This is a genomic window from Kitasatospora sp. NPDC002040, from assembly GCF_040296785.1.
In the GTDB taxonomy this organism is placed as follows: Bacteria; Actinomycetota; Actinomycetes; order Streptomycetales; family Streptomycetaceae; genus Kitasatospora.
In genome coordinates, this window is the sequence record NZ_JBEOXV010000017.1 from 47,187 (window position 1) to 62,235 (window position 15,049).

Annotated in this window: 16 protein-coding genes and 1 pseudogene; 12 read left to right on the forward strand and 5 right to left on the reverse strand. The window is 71.5% G+C overall.

Annotation, left to right across the window (positions count from 1 at the left end):
• Nucleotides 1-55 precede the first annotated feature (55 nt).
• From ABT118_RS27430 to ABT118_RS27455, 6 genes are all read left to right on the forward strand, one after another.
• The gene (locus ABT118_RS27430; protein ID WP_350674551.1) at nucleotides 56-472 is read left to right on the forward strand and encodes a TOBE domain-containing protein; all 417 of its coding nucleotides are present in this window, start codon (nucleotides 56-58) and stop codon (nucleotides 470-472) included.
• Nucleotides 473-684: 212 nt separating this feature from the next.
• Nucleotides 685-912 carry a hypothetical protein gene (locus tag ABT118_RS27435; protein ID WP_350674553.1) on the forward strand — a complete coding sequence of 76 codons (228 nt, stop codon included), beginning with the start codon at nucleotides 685-687 and terminating at the stop codon, nucleotides 910-912.
• Between the two features lie 43 nt (nucleotides 913-955).
• Nucleotides 956-1,405 (forward strand): DUF6879 family protein, encoded by a 450-nt coding sequence (locus tag ABT118_RS27440; RefSeq protein WP_350674556.1) that lies wholly within the window; start codon nucleotides 956-958, stop codon nucleotides 1,403-1,405.
• An 11-nt stretch (nucleotides 1,406-1,416) separates the two neighbouring features.
• Nucleotides 1,417-2,265 (forward strand): helix-turn-helix domain-containing protein, encoded by an 849-nt coding sequence (locus ABT118_RS27445; RefSeq protein WP_350674559.1) that lies wholly within the window; start codon nucleotides 1,417-1,419, stop codon nucleotides 2,263-2,265.
• Nucleotides 2,266-2,357: 92 nt separating this feature from the next.
• On the forward strand, nucleotides 2,358-2,564 hold the full coding sequence (locus tag ABT118_RS27450; RefSeq protein ID WP_350674562.1) for a hypothetical protein: 207 nt from the start codon (nucleotides 2,358-2,360) through the stop codon (nucleotides 2,562-2,564).
• Nucleotides 2,561-2,776: a hypothetical protein gene (locus ABT118_RS27455; RefSeq protein WP_350674566.1), complete on the forward strand. Its 216-nt coding sequence runs from the start codon at nucleotides 2,561-2,563 to the stop codon at nucleotides 2,774-2,776. The genes ABT118_RS27450 and ABT118_RS27455 overlap by 4 nt, the downstream gene beginning before the upstream one ends.
• Before the next feature lie 408 nt (nucleotides 2,777-3,184).
• On the opposite strand, the gene ABT118_RS27460 is transcribed toward ABT118_RS27455, so the two are convergent.
• Nucleotides 3,185-3,727, reverse strand: a complete 543-nt coding sequence (locus ABT118_RS27460; RefSeq protein WP_350674568.1) for an MOSC domain-containing protein — start codon at nucleotides 3,725-3,727, stop codon at nucleotides 3,185-3,187.
• A gap of 160 nt (nucleotides 3,728-3,887) precedes the next feature.
• A pseudogene (locus tag ABT118_RS27465) lies at nucleotides 3,888-4,269 on the reverse strand (helix-turn-helix domain-containing protein); the annotation flags it as partial.
• 580 nt (nucleotides 4,270-4,849) lie between these two features.
• Between ABT118_RS27465 and ABT118_RS27470 the strand changes: the two are divergent.
• Both ABT118_RS27470 and ABT118_RS27475 read left to right on the forward strand, forming a co-directional pair.
• Entirely contained in the window at nucleotides 4,850-5,938 is a 1,089-nt protein-coding gene (locus ABT118_RS27470; protein WP_350674571.1) for a PP2C family protein-serine/threonine phosphatase, read from the forward strand.
• A gap of 97 nt (nucleotides 5,939-6,035) precedes the next feature.
• Entirely contained in the window at nucleotides 6,036-6,227 is a 192-nt protein-coding gene (locus ABT118_RS27475; protein WP_350674572.1) for a YegP family protein, read from the forward strand.
• Between the two features lie 103 nt (nucleotides 6,228-6,330).
• Here ABT118_RS27475 and ABT118_RS27480 read toward each other — a convergent pair whose 3' ends face one another.
• A complete protein-coding gene (locus tag ABT118_RS27480) occupies nucleotides 6,331-7,401 on the reverse strand; it encodes a S1 family peptidase (protein ID WP_350674575.1) in 1,071 nt (356 codons plus the stop codon).
• A gap of 206 nt (nucleotides 7,402-7,607) precedes the next feature.
• Between ABT118_RS27480 and ABT118_RS27485 the strand changes: the two genes are divergently transcribed.
• Together ABT118_RS27485 and ABT118_RS27490 are read left to right on the forward strand one after the other, a co-directional pair.
• On the forward strand, nucleotides 7,608-8,186 hold the full coding sequence (locus ABT118_RS27485) for an SCO2400 family protein (RefSeq protein ID WP_350674578.1): 579 nt from the start codon (nucleotides 7,608-7,610) through the stop codon (nucleotides 8,184-8,186).
• Nucleotides 8,187-8,333: 147 nt separating this feature from the next.
• Nucleotides 8,334-9,740 carry an NAD(P)/FAD-dependent oxidoreductase gene (locus ABT118_RS27490; RefSeq protein ID WP_350674582.1) on the forward strand — a complete coding sequence of 469 codons (1,407 nt, stop codon included), beginning with the start codon at nucleotides 8,334-8,336 and terminating at the stop codon, nucleotides 9,738-9,740.
• A gap of 25 nt (nucleotides 9,741-9,765) precedes the next feature.
• Here ABT118_RS27490 and ABT118_RS27495 read toward each other — a convergent pair whose 3' ends face one another.
• Complete coding sequence (locus tag ABT118_RS27495; RefSeq protein WP_502884689.1) at nucleotides 9,766-10,518, reverse strand: LURP-one-related family protein; 753 nt, start codon at nucleotides 10,516-10,518, stop codon at nucleotides 9,766-9,768.
• Between the two features lie 309 nt (nucleotides 10,519-10,827).
• On the opposite strand from ABT118_RS27495, the gene ABT118_RS27500 reads away from it, so the two are divergent.
• Together ABT118_RS27500 and ABT118_RS27505 are read left to right on the forward strand one after the other, a co-directional pair.
• Complete coding sequence (locus ABT118_RS27500; RefSeq protein ID WP_350674590.1) at nucleotides 10,828-11,196, forward strand: DUF6188 family protein; 369 nt, start codon at nucleotides 10,828-10,830, stop codon at nucleotides 11,194-11,196.
• A gap of 56 nt (nucleotides 11,197-11,252) precedes the next feature.
• On the forward strand, nucleotides 11,253-12,389 hold the full coding sequence (locus ABT118_RS27505; RefSeq protein ID WP_350674592.1) for a DUF5685 family protein: 1,137 nt from the start codon (nucleotides 11,253-11,255) through the stop codon (nucleotides 12,387-12,389).
• Nucleotides 12,390-12,460: 71 nt separating this feature from the next.
• Here the strand turns inward: ABT118_RS27505 and ABT118_RS27510 are convergent, their stop codons facing one another.
• A complete protein-coding gene (locus tag ABT118_RS27510) occupies nucleotides 12,461-15,016 on the reverse strand; it encodes a collagenase (protein ID WP_350674596.1) in 2,556 nt (851 codons plus the stop codon).
• Nucleotides 15,017-15,049 lie beyond the last annotated feature (33 nt).

Sequence of the window (15,049 nt, forward strand, 5' to 3'; positions counted from 1 at the left end):
GGTGGCGGCCCGAAAGCCGCGGATTCCACCACCGACCCGAGTGAGGCGTAACTCCATGAGCCTGAGCATCCGCAACCAGATCCCCGGCACCGTCACCTCCGTCACGGCCGGCGAGGCCATGTCCACGGTGAAGGTCCGGCTGACGGGCGGTCAGGACATCACCGCCGCGATCACCACCGACGCGGTCAAGGACCTCGGCATCGCCGAGGGCACCTCGGTGAAGGCCCTCGTGAAGTCGACCGAGGTCTCCCTCGCCACCGCCCCCGTCGAGGGCATCTCGATCCGCAACCAGATCCCCGGCACCGTCACCGACGTCGCCACCGGCGGCGCCATGGGCTCCGTCAAGGTCGACGTCCAGGGCGGCGAGCTGACCGCCGCCATCACCAAGGACGCCGTCGAGGCCCTCGGCCTCGCCGCCGGCTCCGCCGTGGTCGCGCTGATCAAGTCGACCGAGATCTCGCTCTCGCTCTGACCCGACCCCGCCCACGCCCGAGGGCTCCGCACCGCGACGGTGCGGAGCCCTCGGGCATCGATCAGGCGAGGTCGAGCAGCTGCTCGACGAGCTGATCCCGAAGCTCGGCGCTGCCTGAGCCGCGCAAGTCTGCGCAAGTTCATGGCACCCCCGGCACGAGCTGCTGCAAGCTCTGTCACAACGATCGACGCTCACGTGACGGAGGATCAACGATGGCTCTGCACAAGCTCGGTAAGGACCCCGAGTCCCCCAACGGGGGCTCGCCGACCCTGTACTACGACGACCGGACCGACAACTACGTCATCCAGGGCTGGAAGATGCTGGACCAGGACAGGTTGGCCCAGATGGACATCCCCGGGCATGAGACTGTGATCGAATTTCCTCGACGCATGATGCAGTTCTTCCCGGAGGTCAACGGTGTCAGCGGACCCGACGTTTGAGGACCTGTTCCGGTCCGCCCAGCGGTCAGCCGTCCACTTGGAGATGCGCGACGGCTACATGCTCGACGACCCGGCCTACCAGGCGTGGCAGGCCGGCTCCGAGGGGCTGATCGACGACAGCGCCTACCAAGGGTGGCGCGACCTCGTGAAGGAGGCCACCGGTCGCGGTGTCGCCGTCCGCCGAGCACGGATCGTGTCCGAGCCACTCAGCGACTACACCCGCTTCGAGTACGACATTACCGCGGAGCACAACGCTGCTGCCGGCGAGGAAGTCCGCTGGCTGCCCCGCCGCGAGGCAACCGGACTGAGCCTGCCGGGCAACGACTTCTGGCTGTTCGACGACACCGTCCTCCTCGTCAACCACTTCAGCGGCAACGGCGACTGGACCGGCACCGAAACAGTCACCTCGGCCCAGGCCGCCGCCCTGTGCAGGCAGGCTTTCGAGGCCGTATGGGCGCTGGCCACACCGCACTCGGAGTACCGGCCCACCTGACCTGACGAACGATGACCACTACGCCTCACTCCAACGTCCAGGAAGCACGGCGGGCACTTGGCCGGCGCCTCCGCGAGATCCGGCAGGACGCCGGCATCACCGCGCGGGCGCTGGCCAAGGCCGCAGGCTGGCACGAGTCGAAGTGCTCCCGGATCGAGAACGGCCGCACCCCGCCGTCATCGGAGGACATCCGGGCGTACACCCTGCTCTGCGCCGCCGAACGCCAGACGGACGACCTCATCGCCACCGCCCGCGACATCCGGAGAACCTACGTCGAGTGGCGGCGCCTTGAACGGTCCGGACTGAAGCACGCTCAGGAATCTGTCGTGCCCGTCTGGGACCGCACCCGCCGGTTCCGCTTCTACTCGTCGTGGCTGATCCCCGGCCCGCTGCAGACCCGCGCCTACATCAGGGCGTTGTTGACCGCGATCCGGGACCGCCGCGGCCTCGTCGACGACCTCGACGAGGCGGTCGAGGTTCGCCTCGGCAAGCAGCAGGTCATCCACAGCGACCGCACCTTCTCGATCCTCCTCGAAGAGAGCGTCCTGCGGACCCGCATCGGCACAGCGGAGACGATGGCAGGCCAACTCGGGCACCTGATCGCGGTGTCGACGCTGCCCGCCGTGAGCCTCGGCGTGATCCCGCTGGCGGCGGACCGGTCGCAGTTGTGGCCGACCGAAGGGTTCTTCATGTTCGACGACGACTTGGTGAACGTCGAGTTGGTGTCGGCGCATTTGACGATCACGCAGCCGCACGAAGTCGGCATGTACGCCCGGACGTTCGCCGATCTCGCGACCATGGCCGTGTACGGCAGCGACGCCAGATCGCTGATCACGGCCGCCATTGATGCCGTCGGGTGAACCCGTGCAAGTCGGTGCAAGTCCGTGGCTGGCTGGACACCGCCGTCTCTACCGTCATCCGTACTGCCACTGTGGATGACGGGAGTTGGCGGATGAGCACGAGAACGGCACCGCAGAGCGCGTTGCGGCGGGAGCTGCTCGAGGGCGGCGGGCACAGGCTGGTCGAGGTGTGGTCCATCGTTGACGGCATGGCGTCCGTGTCGGACTTCGCGGTGTTCCCGCCGCCGCCGGACAAGCGCCGGCTGGTGCCCGTTGACCGGCTCGTTGAGTGGAAGCCGCAGCCGTGGGGCGGACGATGACCGCCACCCTCCACCACTGGGTACCCCGCAAGGGTGAAGTGGTCACCTACCGCAAGAACGGCCTCGAGGTCGAGATCATGCACGTCGCGAGCTACGCCATCATCATCCGGCCGGTACGCGGCGGGCTGGAGAAGGAAGTCCAGCCGGCCGATCTGATCCCGCCGGACGACGCCCCCGGCGGCTTCCAGAACTGGCAGGCTGGCAGAGGCTGACAGCCAGACCAACAACAGGGCCCCGCAACGGACTTCACCGGTGCCGGGCCCTTTCGCATTCCCAGCAAGAGAACACCTGGCTGACGTCGGTAGCACCATCGCCTACTCGGCCAGCGGCCATCTCGCGACCCAACGGGCTGACCCGCGATGGAGTGCAGGTCGTGCCGACCTGGAGGGTCGGCTGCTGGGTGATTCAGCAGGCGGTGCTGCGGACGTGCACCAGTTCGGTACTGGATCTGCGGCGTGTGGCCCGCTGGGCGGCGCGGTCGGAAACCAGGCCCGCAATGGCTTGGTGAACTTGACCGTATTCCTCGCGACGGCCGGTATGTCGCTGCAGCGGTCGCCATTGGTCGTTGGCTACAAGAACCCGCGCGGCGATCGACACGTCACGGCCTGCCGGGCAGCGGTTCAGACCCGGTCGAGGGGCCGATGCGGCTCGTCCGGGAGCTCCACTGTGATCGTGTCGCCGGGACGCACCACGCCACCCACCTGGACTATGCCCATGATTCCGGCCTTGCGCACGATGGTCCCGGCCTCGTCCCGGCCGACTACCTTCTTCAGCAGTCCGTCCTGGAAGTTGTCGATCTGCAGGCAGGGGTTGCGCAGGCCGGTGACCTCCACGATCGCCTCGTCGCCGACACGCAGCAGTGTCCCGGCGGGCAGACCGAGCAGGTCGATGCCGCTGGTGGTGATGTTCTCGCCGAGATCGCCGGACGCTACGTCGAACCCCTCTGCGCCGACTTCGGTGAAGAGTTCCTCGTGGATGAGATGAACCTGGCGCAGGTTCGGCTGGGAGGGGTCCTGCGCGACACGCGAGCGGTGCTTGACCGTGACGCCGGCGTGTACGTCCCCCTCCACACCGAGCCCGGCGAGCAACGTGATGCTGGCCCGGTTGGGCTTGGTGAACGAATACTCACCGTTGCTGCTGACTGCCGTTACTGCCCCGTCCATCCCGCGGACTCCCTGCTCGATAGCGATGATTCGCCAGGAGCCTAGCCTGCGGCTCTGAGGGCACAGCACCCCGCAAGCAATCGCGGGTCAGGCCGTAAGCGCTGTGCCGTGATTGATCTCCGAGGGGCGGGTCAGGGCTGGCCGAGCACAGGATGTCAGGCTTGGCACCGGGCTCCTCCCAGGCCTTGCAGTCGTTGCGGTTACCCGAGAGAGGCCTGCCGATCGCGACAACCAGGCGGGTGTGGGCATCGATGACGATCAGAACCGTGTCCTTGCGGAACCAACCGCCGCCTCGGTTTGAGCGCAAGGAGCGGGGCGACGTGGTCGATGATCCGGCCTGCCGCCGACTTGGACACCCCGAACAGCGGCGCGAGCTGCCGCAACGTCAGATTGGTTCGCCAGTAGGGCTCCCGGTCCGCCAGGGGCAGGCCCTACGGCCATCCGGGCCGCACAGTGTCGGCGCCCTCGCGGCGCAGCGCGGTCAGCAGTTTGCTGAAGTCGTGCGGGCCCAGCCCGGTGAACGGGGCTGTCCATGACGGTATCCGGCAGTCTCGGGGACCGACCTGGCCTCAGAACTCGAACCACAGGTCGATGTTCGGGTGGACTCGTTCGCGCAGACAGCTTGAGTGCGAGTAGGCATGCTGCCGCACGGCACCGCCTCGCACCGGGTCAACCGCGCCGAGCCCGGCTCGGTCGCCGCCCCGTCCTGGTCAAGATCGATGACCTGATGGCAGAAGCAGCAGGTGGGGTTCGGGTTCAACAATGCCCTCCCAAGTCGCCGAGCCGACAGCGCCGGCCACGCCGTCCCGCAGACCCTACGTCGAACAAGGATGCCGACAACGGGACAGCCCTCAGGGGGCTGCCTACGCCGGCTGCGTCAAGATCCACCCACCTGGAGTCGTGTCCGTCTCCGAGGGTCCCGGGCGTCCGCCGCGACGCGAACGGGTTGCGCTGGGCCGTGCCAGGCGTAGCTCCGGTGCGGACCGGAAACGGTCTGCGGGTGACAGCTTCGGATTCCTCCGCCTCTGACGTCCGGTGAAGGGCCGCGCACGGGGGAGGTCCGGACCGCCGACGGGGTACCTGCCCGGCGAGACCCGCGAGTCGGGCGCGTGGGCCCGGACCATGCGGCTCGCACTCCCCGTCGCCGTGCTGGTGCTGGTCACCGCCGTCGACCTGGTGACGGGTCGGGCCACCATCTTCTACCCCTTCCTGGTGCTGGCCCCCGCCCTCGCCGCCGTCCGGGCCCGCCCACTGGAGGTGGTCGCGGTCGGGGCGGTCGCCCTGCCGGTGCGCTACCTGCTCGGGGCCTACGACTCGGTGCCCGACCCGACGGACAGCTTCTTCCAGGTCAACACCGTCGTCTTCGTCCTCGCCATCGCCATCAGCACCGGGGTGGCCCGCACCCGCCAGCGTCGTGAGGGGCACCTGCGCGCGCTCACCCGGGTCGCGGTGGCGGCCCAGCAGGCCATCCTGCTGCCCGCACCCGAACGCCTGGGCGGCGTGCTGACGGCGGTGCGCTACTTCGCCCTCGACGACCACGCCGATGTCGGCGGCGACCTCTACTCCGCCGTCGAGACGCCGTTCGGGGTCCGGGTGCTGATCGGCGACGTCCAGGGCAAGGGCATGGGCGCGGTACGGACAGCAGCCGTCGCCCTGGGAGCGTTCCGCCAGGCCGCCCGGTCCGTGCCCGACCTCGCGGACGTGGGCCGCCGGATCGAAACCGCCGTGCTGGTCGACGGCGACCCCGACCGTTTCGTCACCGCCCTGTTCGTCGAGGTCGGCACCGACCACCTCACCTTCGCCCACCACGGCCACGAGCCGCCCGTCCTGCTGCGCTCCGATGCGACCGTGGTCGAGATCGAACCACCCGACCCGGGGCTGCCGCTCGGCCTGACCGAGTGGGCGGGCGGCGAGCGTCCGTCGACCTGGCAGGTGCCCTTCGGCCAGGGCGACGTCCTGCTCCTGACCACGGACGGCGTCACCGACAACCGCGACGAACACGGCCGGCCCTACCCGCTGCTGGACCGCCTCCCCCTCCTGCTCCCCCGCCGGGCCGACCCGGGCAGCCCCACCGACACCGTCACCCTGCTCGCGGACGACCTCCGCCACCACGTCCGGCGCGGGCACTTCACGGACGACGCCCTGCTGCTCACCCTCGCCCGCGACCCGGGCGCCCGGGCGCGCCGGGGGCCGCCCCCGGCAGGCATCTGACGGACCGCCACCCGATCGGCGCGCCTCCGGATGCGACCCGCCCGGGCCTCGTCCTACGGTGCCGTGGGGGGCGGACCTACGAGAGGTGAGCAGTCCCATGGCAGGAAAGTTCGAGCTCTACACCGACACGTCGGGCGTGCACCGGTTCCGGCTCAAGGCCTCCAACGGCACGGTGGTCATCACCAGTGACCCGCACGAGACCAAGGAGCAGTGCATGAAGAGCATCGATTCGATCAGGAAGCTCGCGCCGTACGCGCAGGTGCAGGAGTCCGCACCGGCGCCGGCCTAGCCGCCCTGACATCCCGGAGGGCCGACCCCGAGCGAGGCGGGGCCGGCCCTCCGGCATGCGGACAGGACGAACGGACGAGCAGGACGAACGAGCGGACGAGCCGTCAGTAGACGCTGACCCCGTACGCGCTGAGGGCCTCGACCACCGGCTGGAAGAAGGTGGTGCCGCCGCTGGAGCAGTTGCCGCTGCCGCCCGAGGTCAGGCCGTGCGCGGTGTTGCCGGAGAAGAGCGCGCCGCCGCTGTCGCCCGGCTCGGCGCAGACCGTGGTGCGGATCAGGCCGCGGACGCTGCCCTCGGCGTAGTTGACGGTGGCGTTCAGGGCGGTGACCTGGCCGCTGTGCACCTTGGTGGTGCTGCCGCTGCGGTAGACGGTGCTCCCGACCGCCGGGGTGCTCGCCGAGGTGATCCGGCGGGTGGTCCCGTTGTACAGGTCCACCGAGGACGGCGGGGTGGAGCCGTCGGTGTACCGGACGATGGCGAAGTCGTCGCCGGGGAAGCGGGAGTTGACCGTGTTGCCGAGCTTGGTGGCCTGGCTCTGGTTGGCGTACCAGGAGGCCACGCCGTTGCCGCAGTGACCGGCCGTCAGGAACGAGTACGTGCTGCCGCTGCGCACGTTGAAGCCGAGCGAGCAGCGGTAGCCGCCGCCGTAGATCGCGTCGCCGCCGGCCAGCTTGGTACTGAACTTCCCGGGCACCTGCTCCACCCGGACGGCCTGGCCCAGTCGCCCGGCCGCGGCGGTGACCTGGGTCAGCGCGGCGCCCCGGACGCTCTCGTCCACCGAGAGCAGCACCTGGTTGCCGACCGGGTCGACCGACCAGGCGGTGCCGGGGACGGCGGCCGAACGGTCCAGCTCGGCGGTCGCGGCGGCCAGCTGCGCGCCGCTGCGGGCCACCAGCCTGGCCACCGCTCCGGCCGCCGTGACCTGCTGCGCGGCGGACCGGTCCGTGACGGTGACGACCAGTCGGCCGCTCCCGTCCAGGTAGGAGCCCGCGCTGCGCTCCTCGCCCAGGGACTGCTGGAGCGCGCCGGCCACGGCGGCGGCCTGCTCGCCGACCGGGGCCGAGGCCGGCGCCGGGGCCGGGCGGGCGACGGCGGCGGACGGGAGGGCGAATGCGCTGCCGGTGGCGAGCAGCGCGGCGGCGGCGAGCAGGGCCGCGGAACGGCGGTTCCTCATGGGGGTGTCTCCCTGATGGGGGCGGGGACTTGCTGCTGAGCACCACCTTCCGGCCGCACCATGGGCACGTCAACCGGAGCGGTCCTGCCAACCGTTTCGTCAACTCCCGCTCCCGTCACGGGACTTGCCGATGATCACCGGATCTCTCCGAAAGCCACACCCCTCACCCCTGTCCGCCGTTCGAGTGCCGTGCCTAGGGTCCAGCAATGGACTACTGCGCCCCGTGCCGCCGACACCTCAACGGCGCCCTGTCCTGCCCCGGCTGCGGCGCACCGGCCTCGGCCACCGCTCCCGCCCCTGCCGCCGACTCCCCCGCCCGTACGGACGCCGGACCGCGCGTGGTGCCGCATGCCTCCCGGCGCCGCCGCCGAAGCCGACGGGGCCCCGTCCTCGCGGCCACCGCGCTCGCCCTGGCCGTCGGCGGCGCCGGGGTGCTCGCGCTGCTCCCCGGCCCCTCCTCCCCGGCGCCCGCGCCCCGTCCGGACCGGCCCTCGACCGCCGCCCCCTCCCCCGGCCCCGCCGGGCCCGCTCCCACCCTCGCCCCGGCCACCCAGGGCACCCGCCCCAGCCCGTCCGCCACCGCCCACCCGAGCAGCGCCCGGCCCTCCGCCACACCCTCCGGCAGCAGCGCCCCCGCAACCCCGGTCGCCGCCACCCCGCCCGCAGGCCCGTCCACCGTCGCCCCGGTCCCGACCGGCTCCCCGGCCGCGCCCGGTTCGGCCACGCCGACGCCCCGCCCCTCCGGCTCCCCCACCTGCAACCGCTTCCTCTGGTGGTGCACCTGAGCCGCCGCTCGGCCTGACACCCGGCCTGACGCCCGGCCTGACAGAGTGCAGCGCGGGGACCGGGGACGCTGCCACTCTGTCCGTGGCCCAGGGGTGCTGACGGGCAGTAGCCTCCCGGGCAGTCACCCGAGCGAAGGCAGGTTCTCCGTGGGCTCCAACGGTATCGGTCCCCTGGTCAACGGCGATGTGTCGTTCTGGTACGCCGCCACCGGACTGCCGCCCGCACGGCCCGCCCTGACCGCCGGGACGGACGTGGACGTGTGCATCGTGGGCGGCGGGTACACCGGGCTCTGGACGGCGTACTACCTGAAGCGGGCCGAACCCGGCCTCCGGATCACGGTGCTGGAGCAGCGCTTCTGCGGCTACGGCGCCTCCGGGCGCAACGGCGGCTGGCTGTACCACGGCTTCGCCGGACGCGACGCCTTCGCCCGCCGGTACGGCGCCGACCGGGCCCGGGCGATGCAGCGGGCGATGGACGACTCGGTGCGGGAGGTCGCGGACACGGCGGCGGCCGAGGGCATCGACGCCGACCTGGTGCGCGGCGGCGTCCTGGAGGTGGCCCGCACGCCCGCCCAGCTGGCCCGGCTCCGGGCCTTCGCGGCCGAGGAACGCTCCTTCGGCGCAACGGAGTTGGCGGTGCTGTCAGCCGCCGAGGCGAGCGATCGGGTCCGGGTCGACGGCGTGCTCGGCGGCACCTGGTCCCCGTACGGCGCCCGGATCCAGCCCGCCAAGCTGGTCCGCGGACTGGCCCGGGTGGTCGAGGAGTCGGGTGTGGTGGTGCACGAGGGCACCGAGGTGACGGCCGTTCACCCGGCCGCTCCGGGGCGGCGCGCCCGGGCCGAGACGGCCGCCGGGACGGTCACGGCCGACTACGTGCTGCGCGCCACCGAGGGGTTCACGGCCGGGCTGCGCGGTGAGCGGCGGACCTGGCTGCCGATGAACTCGGCGATGATCGCCACCGAGCCGCTGCCGGAGTCGTTCTGGGCCGAGACCGGCTGGCAGGGCCGCGAGGTGCTGGGCGACTTCGCGCACGCGTACATGTACGCCCAGCGCACCGCCGACGACCGGATCGCGCTCGGCGGGCGCGGCGTCCCGTACCGCTACGGCTCCCGCACCGACACCGACGGGTCCACCCAGCAGCGGACGGTCGATCAGCTCCGGGAGGTGCTGCACCGGTTCTTCCCCGGCACCGCCGGGGCCCGGATCGACCACGCCTGGGCGGGCGTGCTCGGCGTACCGCGCGACTGGTGCGCCACCGTGGAGCTCGACCGCGCGTCCGGCCTCGGCTGGGCGGGCGGCTACGTCGGCAGCGGCGTGACCACCACCAACCTGGCCGGCCGCACCCTGCGCGACCTGGTGCTCGGCCACCGCACCGAGCTCACCGGACTGCCCTGGGTCGGCCACACCGTCCGCCGTTGGGAGCCAGAACCGCTCCGCTGGCTCGGCGTCCACGCCCTCTACGCCGCCTACCACGCGGCCGACCGCCAGGAGGCGGCCGGCCGCGCAACGACCGCTCCGGTCGCCCGCCTTGCCGACCGCATCTCCGGCCGCTGATCCGACGTGATCCGGAAGAGAGGCCCTAGCCGAGGCCGCGGGCGTCCTGCTTGAGCGCGGTGTCCACGGTCAGCGCGGTGGCCACCACCAGGCTGAGCAGCGGGTCGTCGAGCGGGCGCGCGATCTGGAGCACGTAGTTGTCGGCCGTGGTGAACATCGTCTTCGCCAGGCCCTCCCAGGTCTTGGTGATCCGGGCGATCTCGGTGTCCGTCTCGTCGACGATGGCGAAGTTCCAGGCCCGCCAGTTCTCCGCCTTGACGGCGCCGACCTTCCGGCCGCCGACCTCCAGCGCGAAGTTGATCTTCCCGATCGCGTTCTGCTGCACGATCTGGCCGACCTCCTGGCCGTCCGGGCGCTGCACGATGACCCGCGACTTGATGAACTTCGCCGGGCGGGTCAGCAGCAGGACCGGGGTGCCCTGGGCGTCGCGGATCTCCAGCTTGTGGGTCAGGTACTGGTCGATCGAGAAGAGCAGCCGGATCACCTTGCGGAGACCGCTCTGGCCGACCTGGACCACCGAGCCGAGGGTGGCGCCCTGCTGGTCGAAGACCGAGTACTCGTTGGTCAGCTCGATCAGCTTGGCCTTCTGGTTCACCACCAGGACCGGCTCGGAGAAGAGGGTGCCGCCGCCACCGGAGACCGGTCCGATGCCTGCCTGCTGCTGGACCTGGCGCTGCACCTTGGCGGAGTCGCCGACCGGCGCGGTCGGCTGCCCGGGGAGACCCGGGGCGTTCGTGTTCTGGGACATGGCGGGCAGGCTAGGCCCAGTCGACGACACGGGGCGAGATCGTTCTCAGCCGCCCCGGATCCGCACGAAACGTCAATTCACCGCTCCGACCTGCCTGTTCATGCCGCTTCATGACCGGATCGGCCCGTTCTCGACCACCGGAGTGTGGCTGACATCACATCACGGAAACGGTTTCGGCGGGTCCGATGCCGCTGCGGCCACCGGGATCTGACGTTCGTGCACCACTGAGCCCGGGGGCGGGGCGGCCCGGGCCGCCCCGCCGGAACCACCCGGGTGCGTGACGCGGGCAGGTCAGGGAACCAGAATGGAGCCAGCGCACCGAGCACCAGGAGGCACCCGATGACCGAGTCGATCGCCGAGGTACTGGCGGGCCGTCAGGTCGAAGGGGTCAGAGCAGGCGCCGGGGTGCGGCTGGAGCTGGCCGGAGCGGTCACGGTGCTGATCGACAGCGACTTCCGGCTGCTCGCCGCCGGGGGCGTGGAGCACTTCTACCCGCAGCTCGGCACTGGGGTGGGCCGCGGCCTGGCCGTCCTGACCGGGTCCCGGGTGACGGGCGCGGCGGCCACCCCGGCCGGCGGCCTCGAGGTCTCCTTCGACTGCGGGCGCCGGCTCGCCGTCCCGGCGGACACCACCGACCGCCCCTGGCAGATCCTGACCGCCGGCACGCCGCTCTTCACGGCCGAGCCCGGCGGCTACCTGACCGGCTGACCCACCCGTACCGGTCCCCGTACCATTCCCCGGAGCAGGATCACAGGGGGAGACGAATGTTCGGGATCATCAGACCGTGTCGGCACAGCCTGCCGGAGCCGCTGCAGGCCGCCTGGCTCGCCCATCTCTGCGGACTCTGCCTGGCCCTGCGGGACGGCCACGGCCAGTTGGCCCGGACGGCCACCAACTACGACGGGCTGGTCATCTCGGTCCTGGTCGAGGCCCAGTCCGCGCCCAGTCGGCGGCAGGCCGGGCCCTGCCCGCTGCGCGGGATGCGCGGTGCCCAGGTGGCCGACGGCGAGGGGGCCCGGCTGGCGGCGACCGTCTCGCTGGCGCTCGCCGCGGCCAAGGTACGCGACCATGTCCTGGACGGTGACGGGGTGTTCGGCCGGAGGCCGGTGGCCGGCCCCGCGCGGGCGGTGGCCCGGCGCTGGGACCGGCAGAGCGGTTGGGCCGGCGGCCGGATCGGCTTCGACACCACCGTCCTGCTCGAAGCGGCGGACCGGCAGGGCGAGTTGGAGCGGACGGCGACGGCGGGCAGCCCGCTGCTGACGCTCACCGAGCCGACCGAGACGGCCACCGCTGCCGCCACCGCCCACACCGCCGTGCTCGCCGGGCGCCCGGGCAACGCGGCCGCCCTGCACGAGGCGGGCCGACTGTTCGGCCGGCTGGCCCATCTGCTGGACGCCGCCGAGGACCAGGCCGAGGACGAGGCGAAGGGCGCCTGGAACCCGCTGACCGCCACCGGCACCACCCGGGCCGAGGCCGAACGGCTCTGCCGGGACGCCGTCCACGGCATCCGACTCGCCCTCGCCGAGGTGGAGTTCACCGACGACGCGCTGCCGCACCGCCTGCTGGTGCACGAGACCCGGCGTGCGGTCGACCGGGTCTTCACCCCGGCCACCGGCGCGACCGGGCCCGGGATCCCGCAGGCCCCCGAGCGACCGCACCCGCCGCACGAGCCGCGCGAACCCCGCGGCCTGCTCGCGGGCTGCGCCATGTGGGCGCTGCTCGCCTGCAGTTGCCAACTGCTCTGCTGCGAGCACACCGACCCGTGGTCCGGGGAACGCCGGGAGGGCTTCTGCAGTCGCCACGGCAACCCCTGTGACGGTTGCGACTGCGGCTGCGACGCCTGCAACTGCTGCAGCGACTGCAGTTGCTGCGACTCCTGCGACTGCGGTTGCGACTGCTGATCCACCGACAGGGGGGCGGTACGACCGGACCTGCCGGCCGTACCGCCCCCCGGGTCGAGCAGGGTCGGGCGTCAGAACTGGGTGCTGACCGTCACACCGCTGAAGCCCGTCGCGGTGTACAGGCTGAGGTAGCGGTAGCCCGCCGTCGGGTTGGTCACGGTGATGCTCTGGGTGGTGCCGGGCACGGTCGAGGAGGCCGTGAAGGCGTTCGGCGAGGCCCAGGTGTTGGCGTTGTAGTACAGGAAGGCGCTGCCGGTGCCGCCGGAGGTGGTGACCTTCAGCGTGCTGGTGCCGGCCGGCAGGTAGACGTACAGGTAGTCGCTGTTGCCGGCCGTCGCCGAGCGGTTGGCCCGCGAGCAGTTCTGGCCCATCGCGTCCGTCCGCGCCTCGGTGCAGGCCGGCAGGGTGACGGGACCGCCGCCGGTGGCCACGGTGACCGAGGTCGGGGTGGTGCCGCTGCGGCCGTTGCTGTCGGTGACGGTCAGGGCGACCGTGTAGGTGCCGGCCGCCGCGTAGGTGTGGCTCGGGTTGCGCTCGGACGATGAAGTCCCGTCGCCGAAGGTCCAGTTCCACGCCGTGATCTGGCCGGGGCCGGTCTGCACGGACTTGTCGGACACGGTGACCGTGCCGCCGTTCACCGACTGGCCGAACAGCGCCGTCGGGCCGGGGGCGTAGCAGGCGCCGGCGGCGCAGGCGGTGAGCCAGGCGTCGAAGTCGGCGTCGTAGGAGGTGCCGAGGTTGTTGTAGACCGCGTAACCACCGGTGTAGTCACCGACCCGGAACCGGCCGAGCATGTTGTAGACGTCGTTCGGGTGCTTCTCGAACATGTAGCGCACCGCGAGGTAGCCCCACGGGTAGACCCGGGTCGAGTCCGAATTGCCGTACGTGTTCTGGAAGATGGTGCTCAGCTTGTAGGTGTGCTTGCCCGCCTCGGCCATCGCGTCGGTGTCGGTCGCACCCCGGTAGCTGAAGGACATGTACTCGGCCACGCCCTCGACCCACCAGATGTCGGGGACCGACGTCTGGGTGCCGAAGCTGCCCTTCATGTCGTAGATGCCGTCGAGGTAGTGGGTGTACTCGTGGTTGAGGTTCCACACCCGCGCGGTGTCGTTGAGGTTCCAGGACTTCTGGTACATCACCGTCACGGCCTGGTTGTTCGGGTCGGTCGGGTCCATCACGGTCTGGCCGCCGTTGTCGGTGGAGTTGCCGAAGATCGCCCACGAGTAGGTGGTGTAGTCGGTCTTGTTGGCGAAGATCCCGAAGGTGACGGTCTGGTTGTACTGACCCGGGATCCGCCCGTTGTCCTTGACCAGGTTGTGGAAGACCGCGTCCTCGCCGCGCAGGCTGGCGCAGACCGCGGCCACCTCGGCCGCCGACAGCGCCTGCGCCTTGAGGTTGCGGTTGTCGCAGACCAGCTGGTTCGGCAGCACGGCCGCGGTCAGCTTGGCCGGCAGGTTGCAGGTGTTGTAGTACGAGCAGTTGACGTTGTTGTACGTGTTCGCGTTGTAGGCGGTGCCCACGTACAGCGGGCCGGTCTGGCCGAGGATCGGGGTGGCGTCGAGCACCTGCTTCACCAGCGGCTTGACCGCCGCCTCGACGGCGGCACTGGTGCCGGCCAGCCGGGCCAGGTCGTTGCCCGCGTTGATGTCGAGGGCCGCGTTCGGCCCGCCGAGCAGGTCCTGGTGGTTGCGCGCGAAGTCGGCGATCGCGGTGGCGATGCTCGGGTCCGCGCCGACCGCCTGGACGAAGTCCGGGTTCCAGCTGCCGCGCCAGAGCGCGTACCGCAGCACGGAGTTGACCGCGCTCGCCATGCTCGGAACGGCGTTGTACGAGTTGTTGAAGCCGTTCAGCACCTGCTTGTAGACACCCAGGTAGCTGCCCTGCAGGTTGGCGCTGTCGGTGTAGATCAGCACCTGCTTGAGGACGTTGCCGTTGGCGTCGGTGACGTCCTTCCACCGGGTGCCGGCGAAGAAGGCGTCCATGCCCGCCTTCGACGCGGCGGTCAGGGTGGCGTCGTAACCGCCCACCGTGCCGGGGTTGTTCGACTGGACGTAGTAGCCCGCGCGCAGGAACAGCACCAGTTGCAGGATGCTGTTGGTGTTGTCACCGGCGTAGGCGGTGGAGCGGTTCTTGAAGGCGGCCGCGACCGGGAGCATCTGCGACTGCTTGAAGACGCCGCCCACCTGGGTGCCGGTGATGTCGAACAGCGTGCTGACGCAGTCCGTGGTCGAGCTCTCGATGAAGGCGACCAGGTCGGCACCGGTCCGGCTGGAGAAGTCGGCCGGGGTGCAGCTCTGGGCGGCAGCGGCGGCGGCCGCCAGGCCCGCCTTCCGGCCGACCGCCTGCGGGGTGGGCGCGGCGGCGGCCGGCTCGCGCATCGCGGCCTGGCTGAGCTGGGCCGGCGTGAGCGGGGCGGCGGGACGGGCGAAGGTCTCGCTGTCGGCCACGACGGCGGCCAGGCCGGCCGGCTTCGGGACGGCGGACGGGGACGGGGCCGCGACCGCCGCCGGCTTGGCGGCGACCGGGCCGGGAGCGGCGATCGCCGAAGCGGGCAGCAGGGCCGCGACGGTGGCACAGCCGGCGATGACGCCGGCCGCGAGTGAGGGTATCGGTAGACGCAGGCGCACTGCGAAGTCCTTTTCCTGTGGGGGGAGCTCACT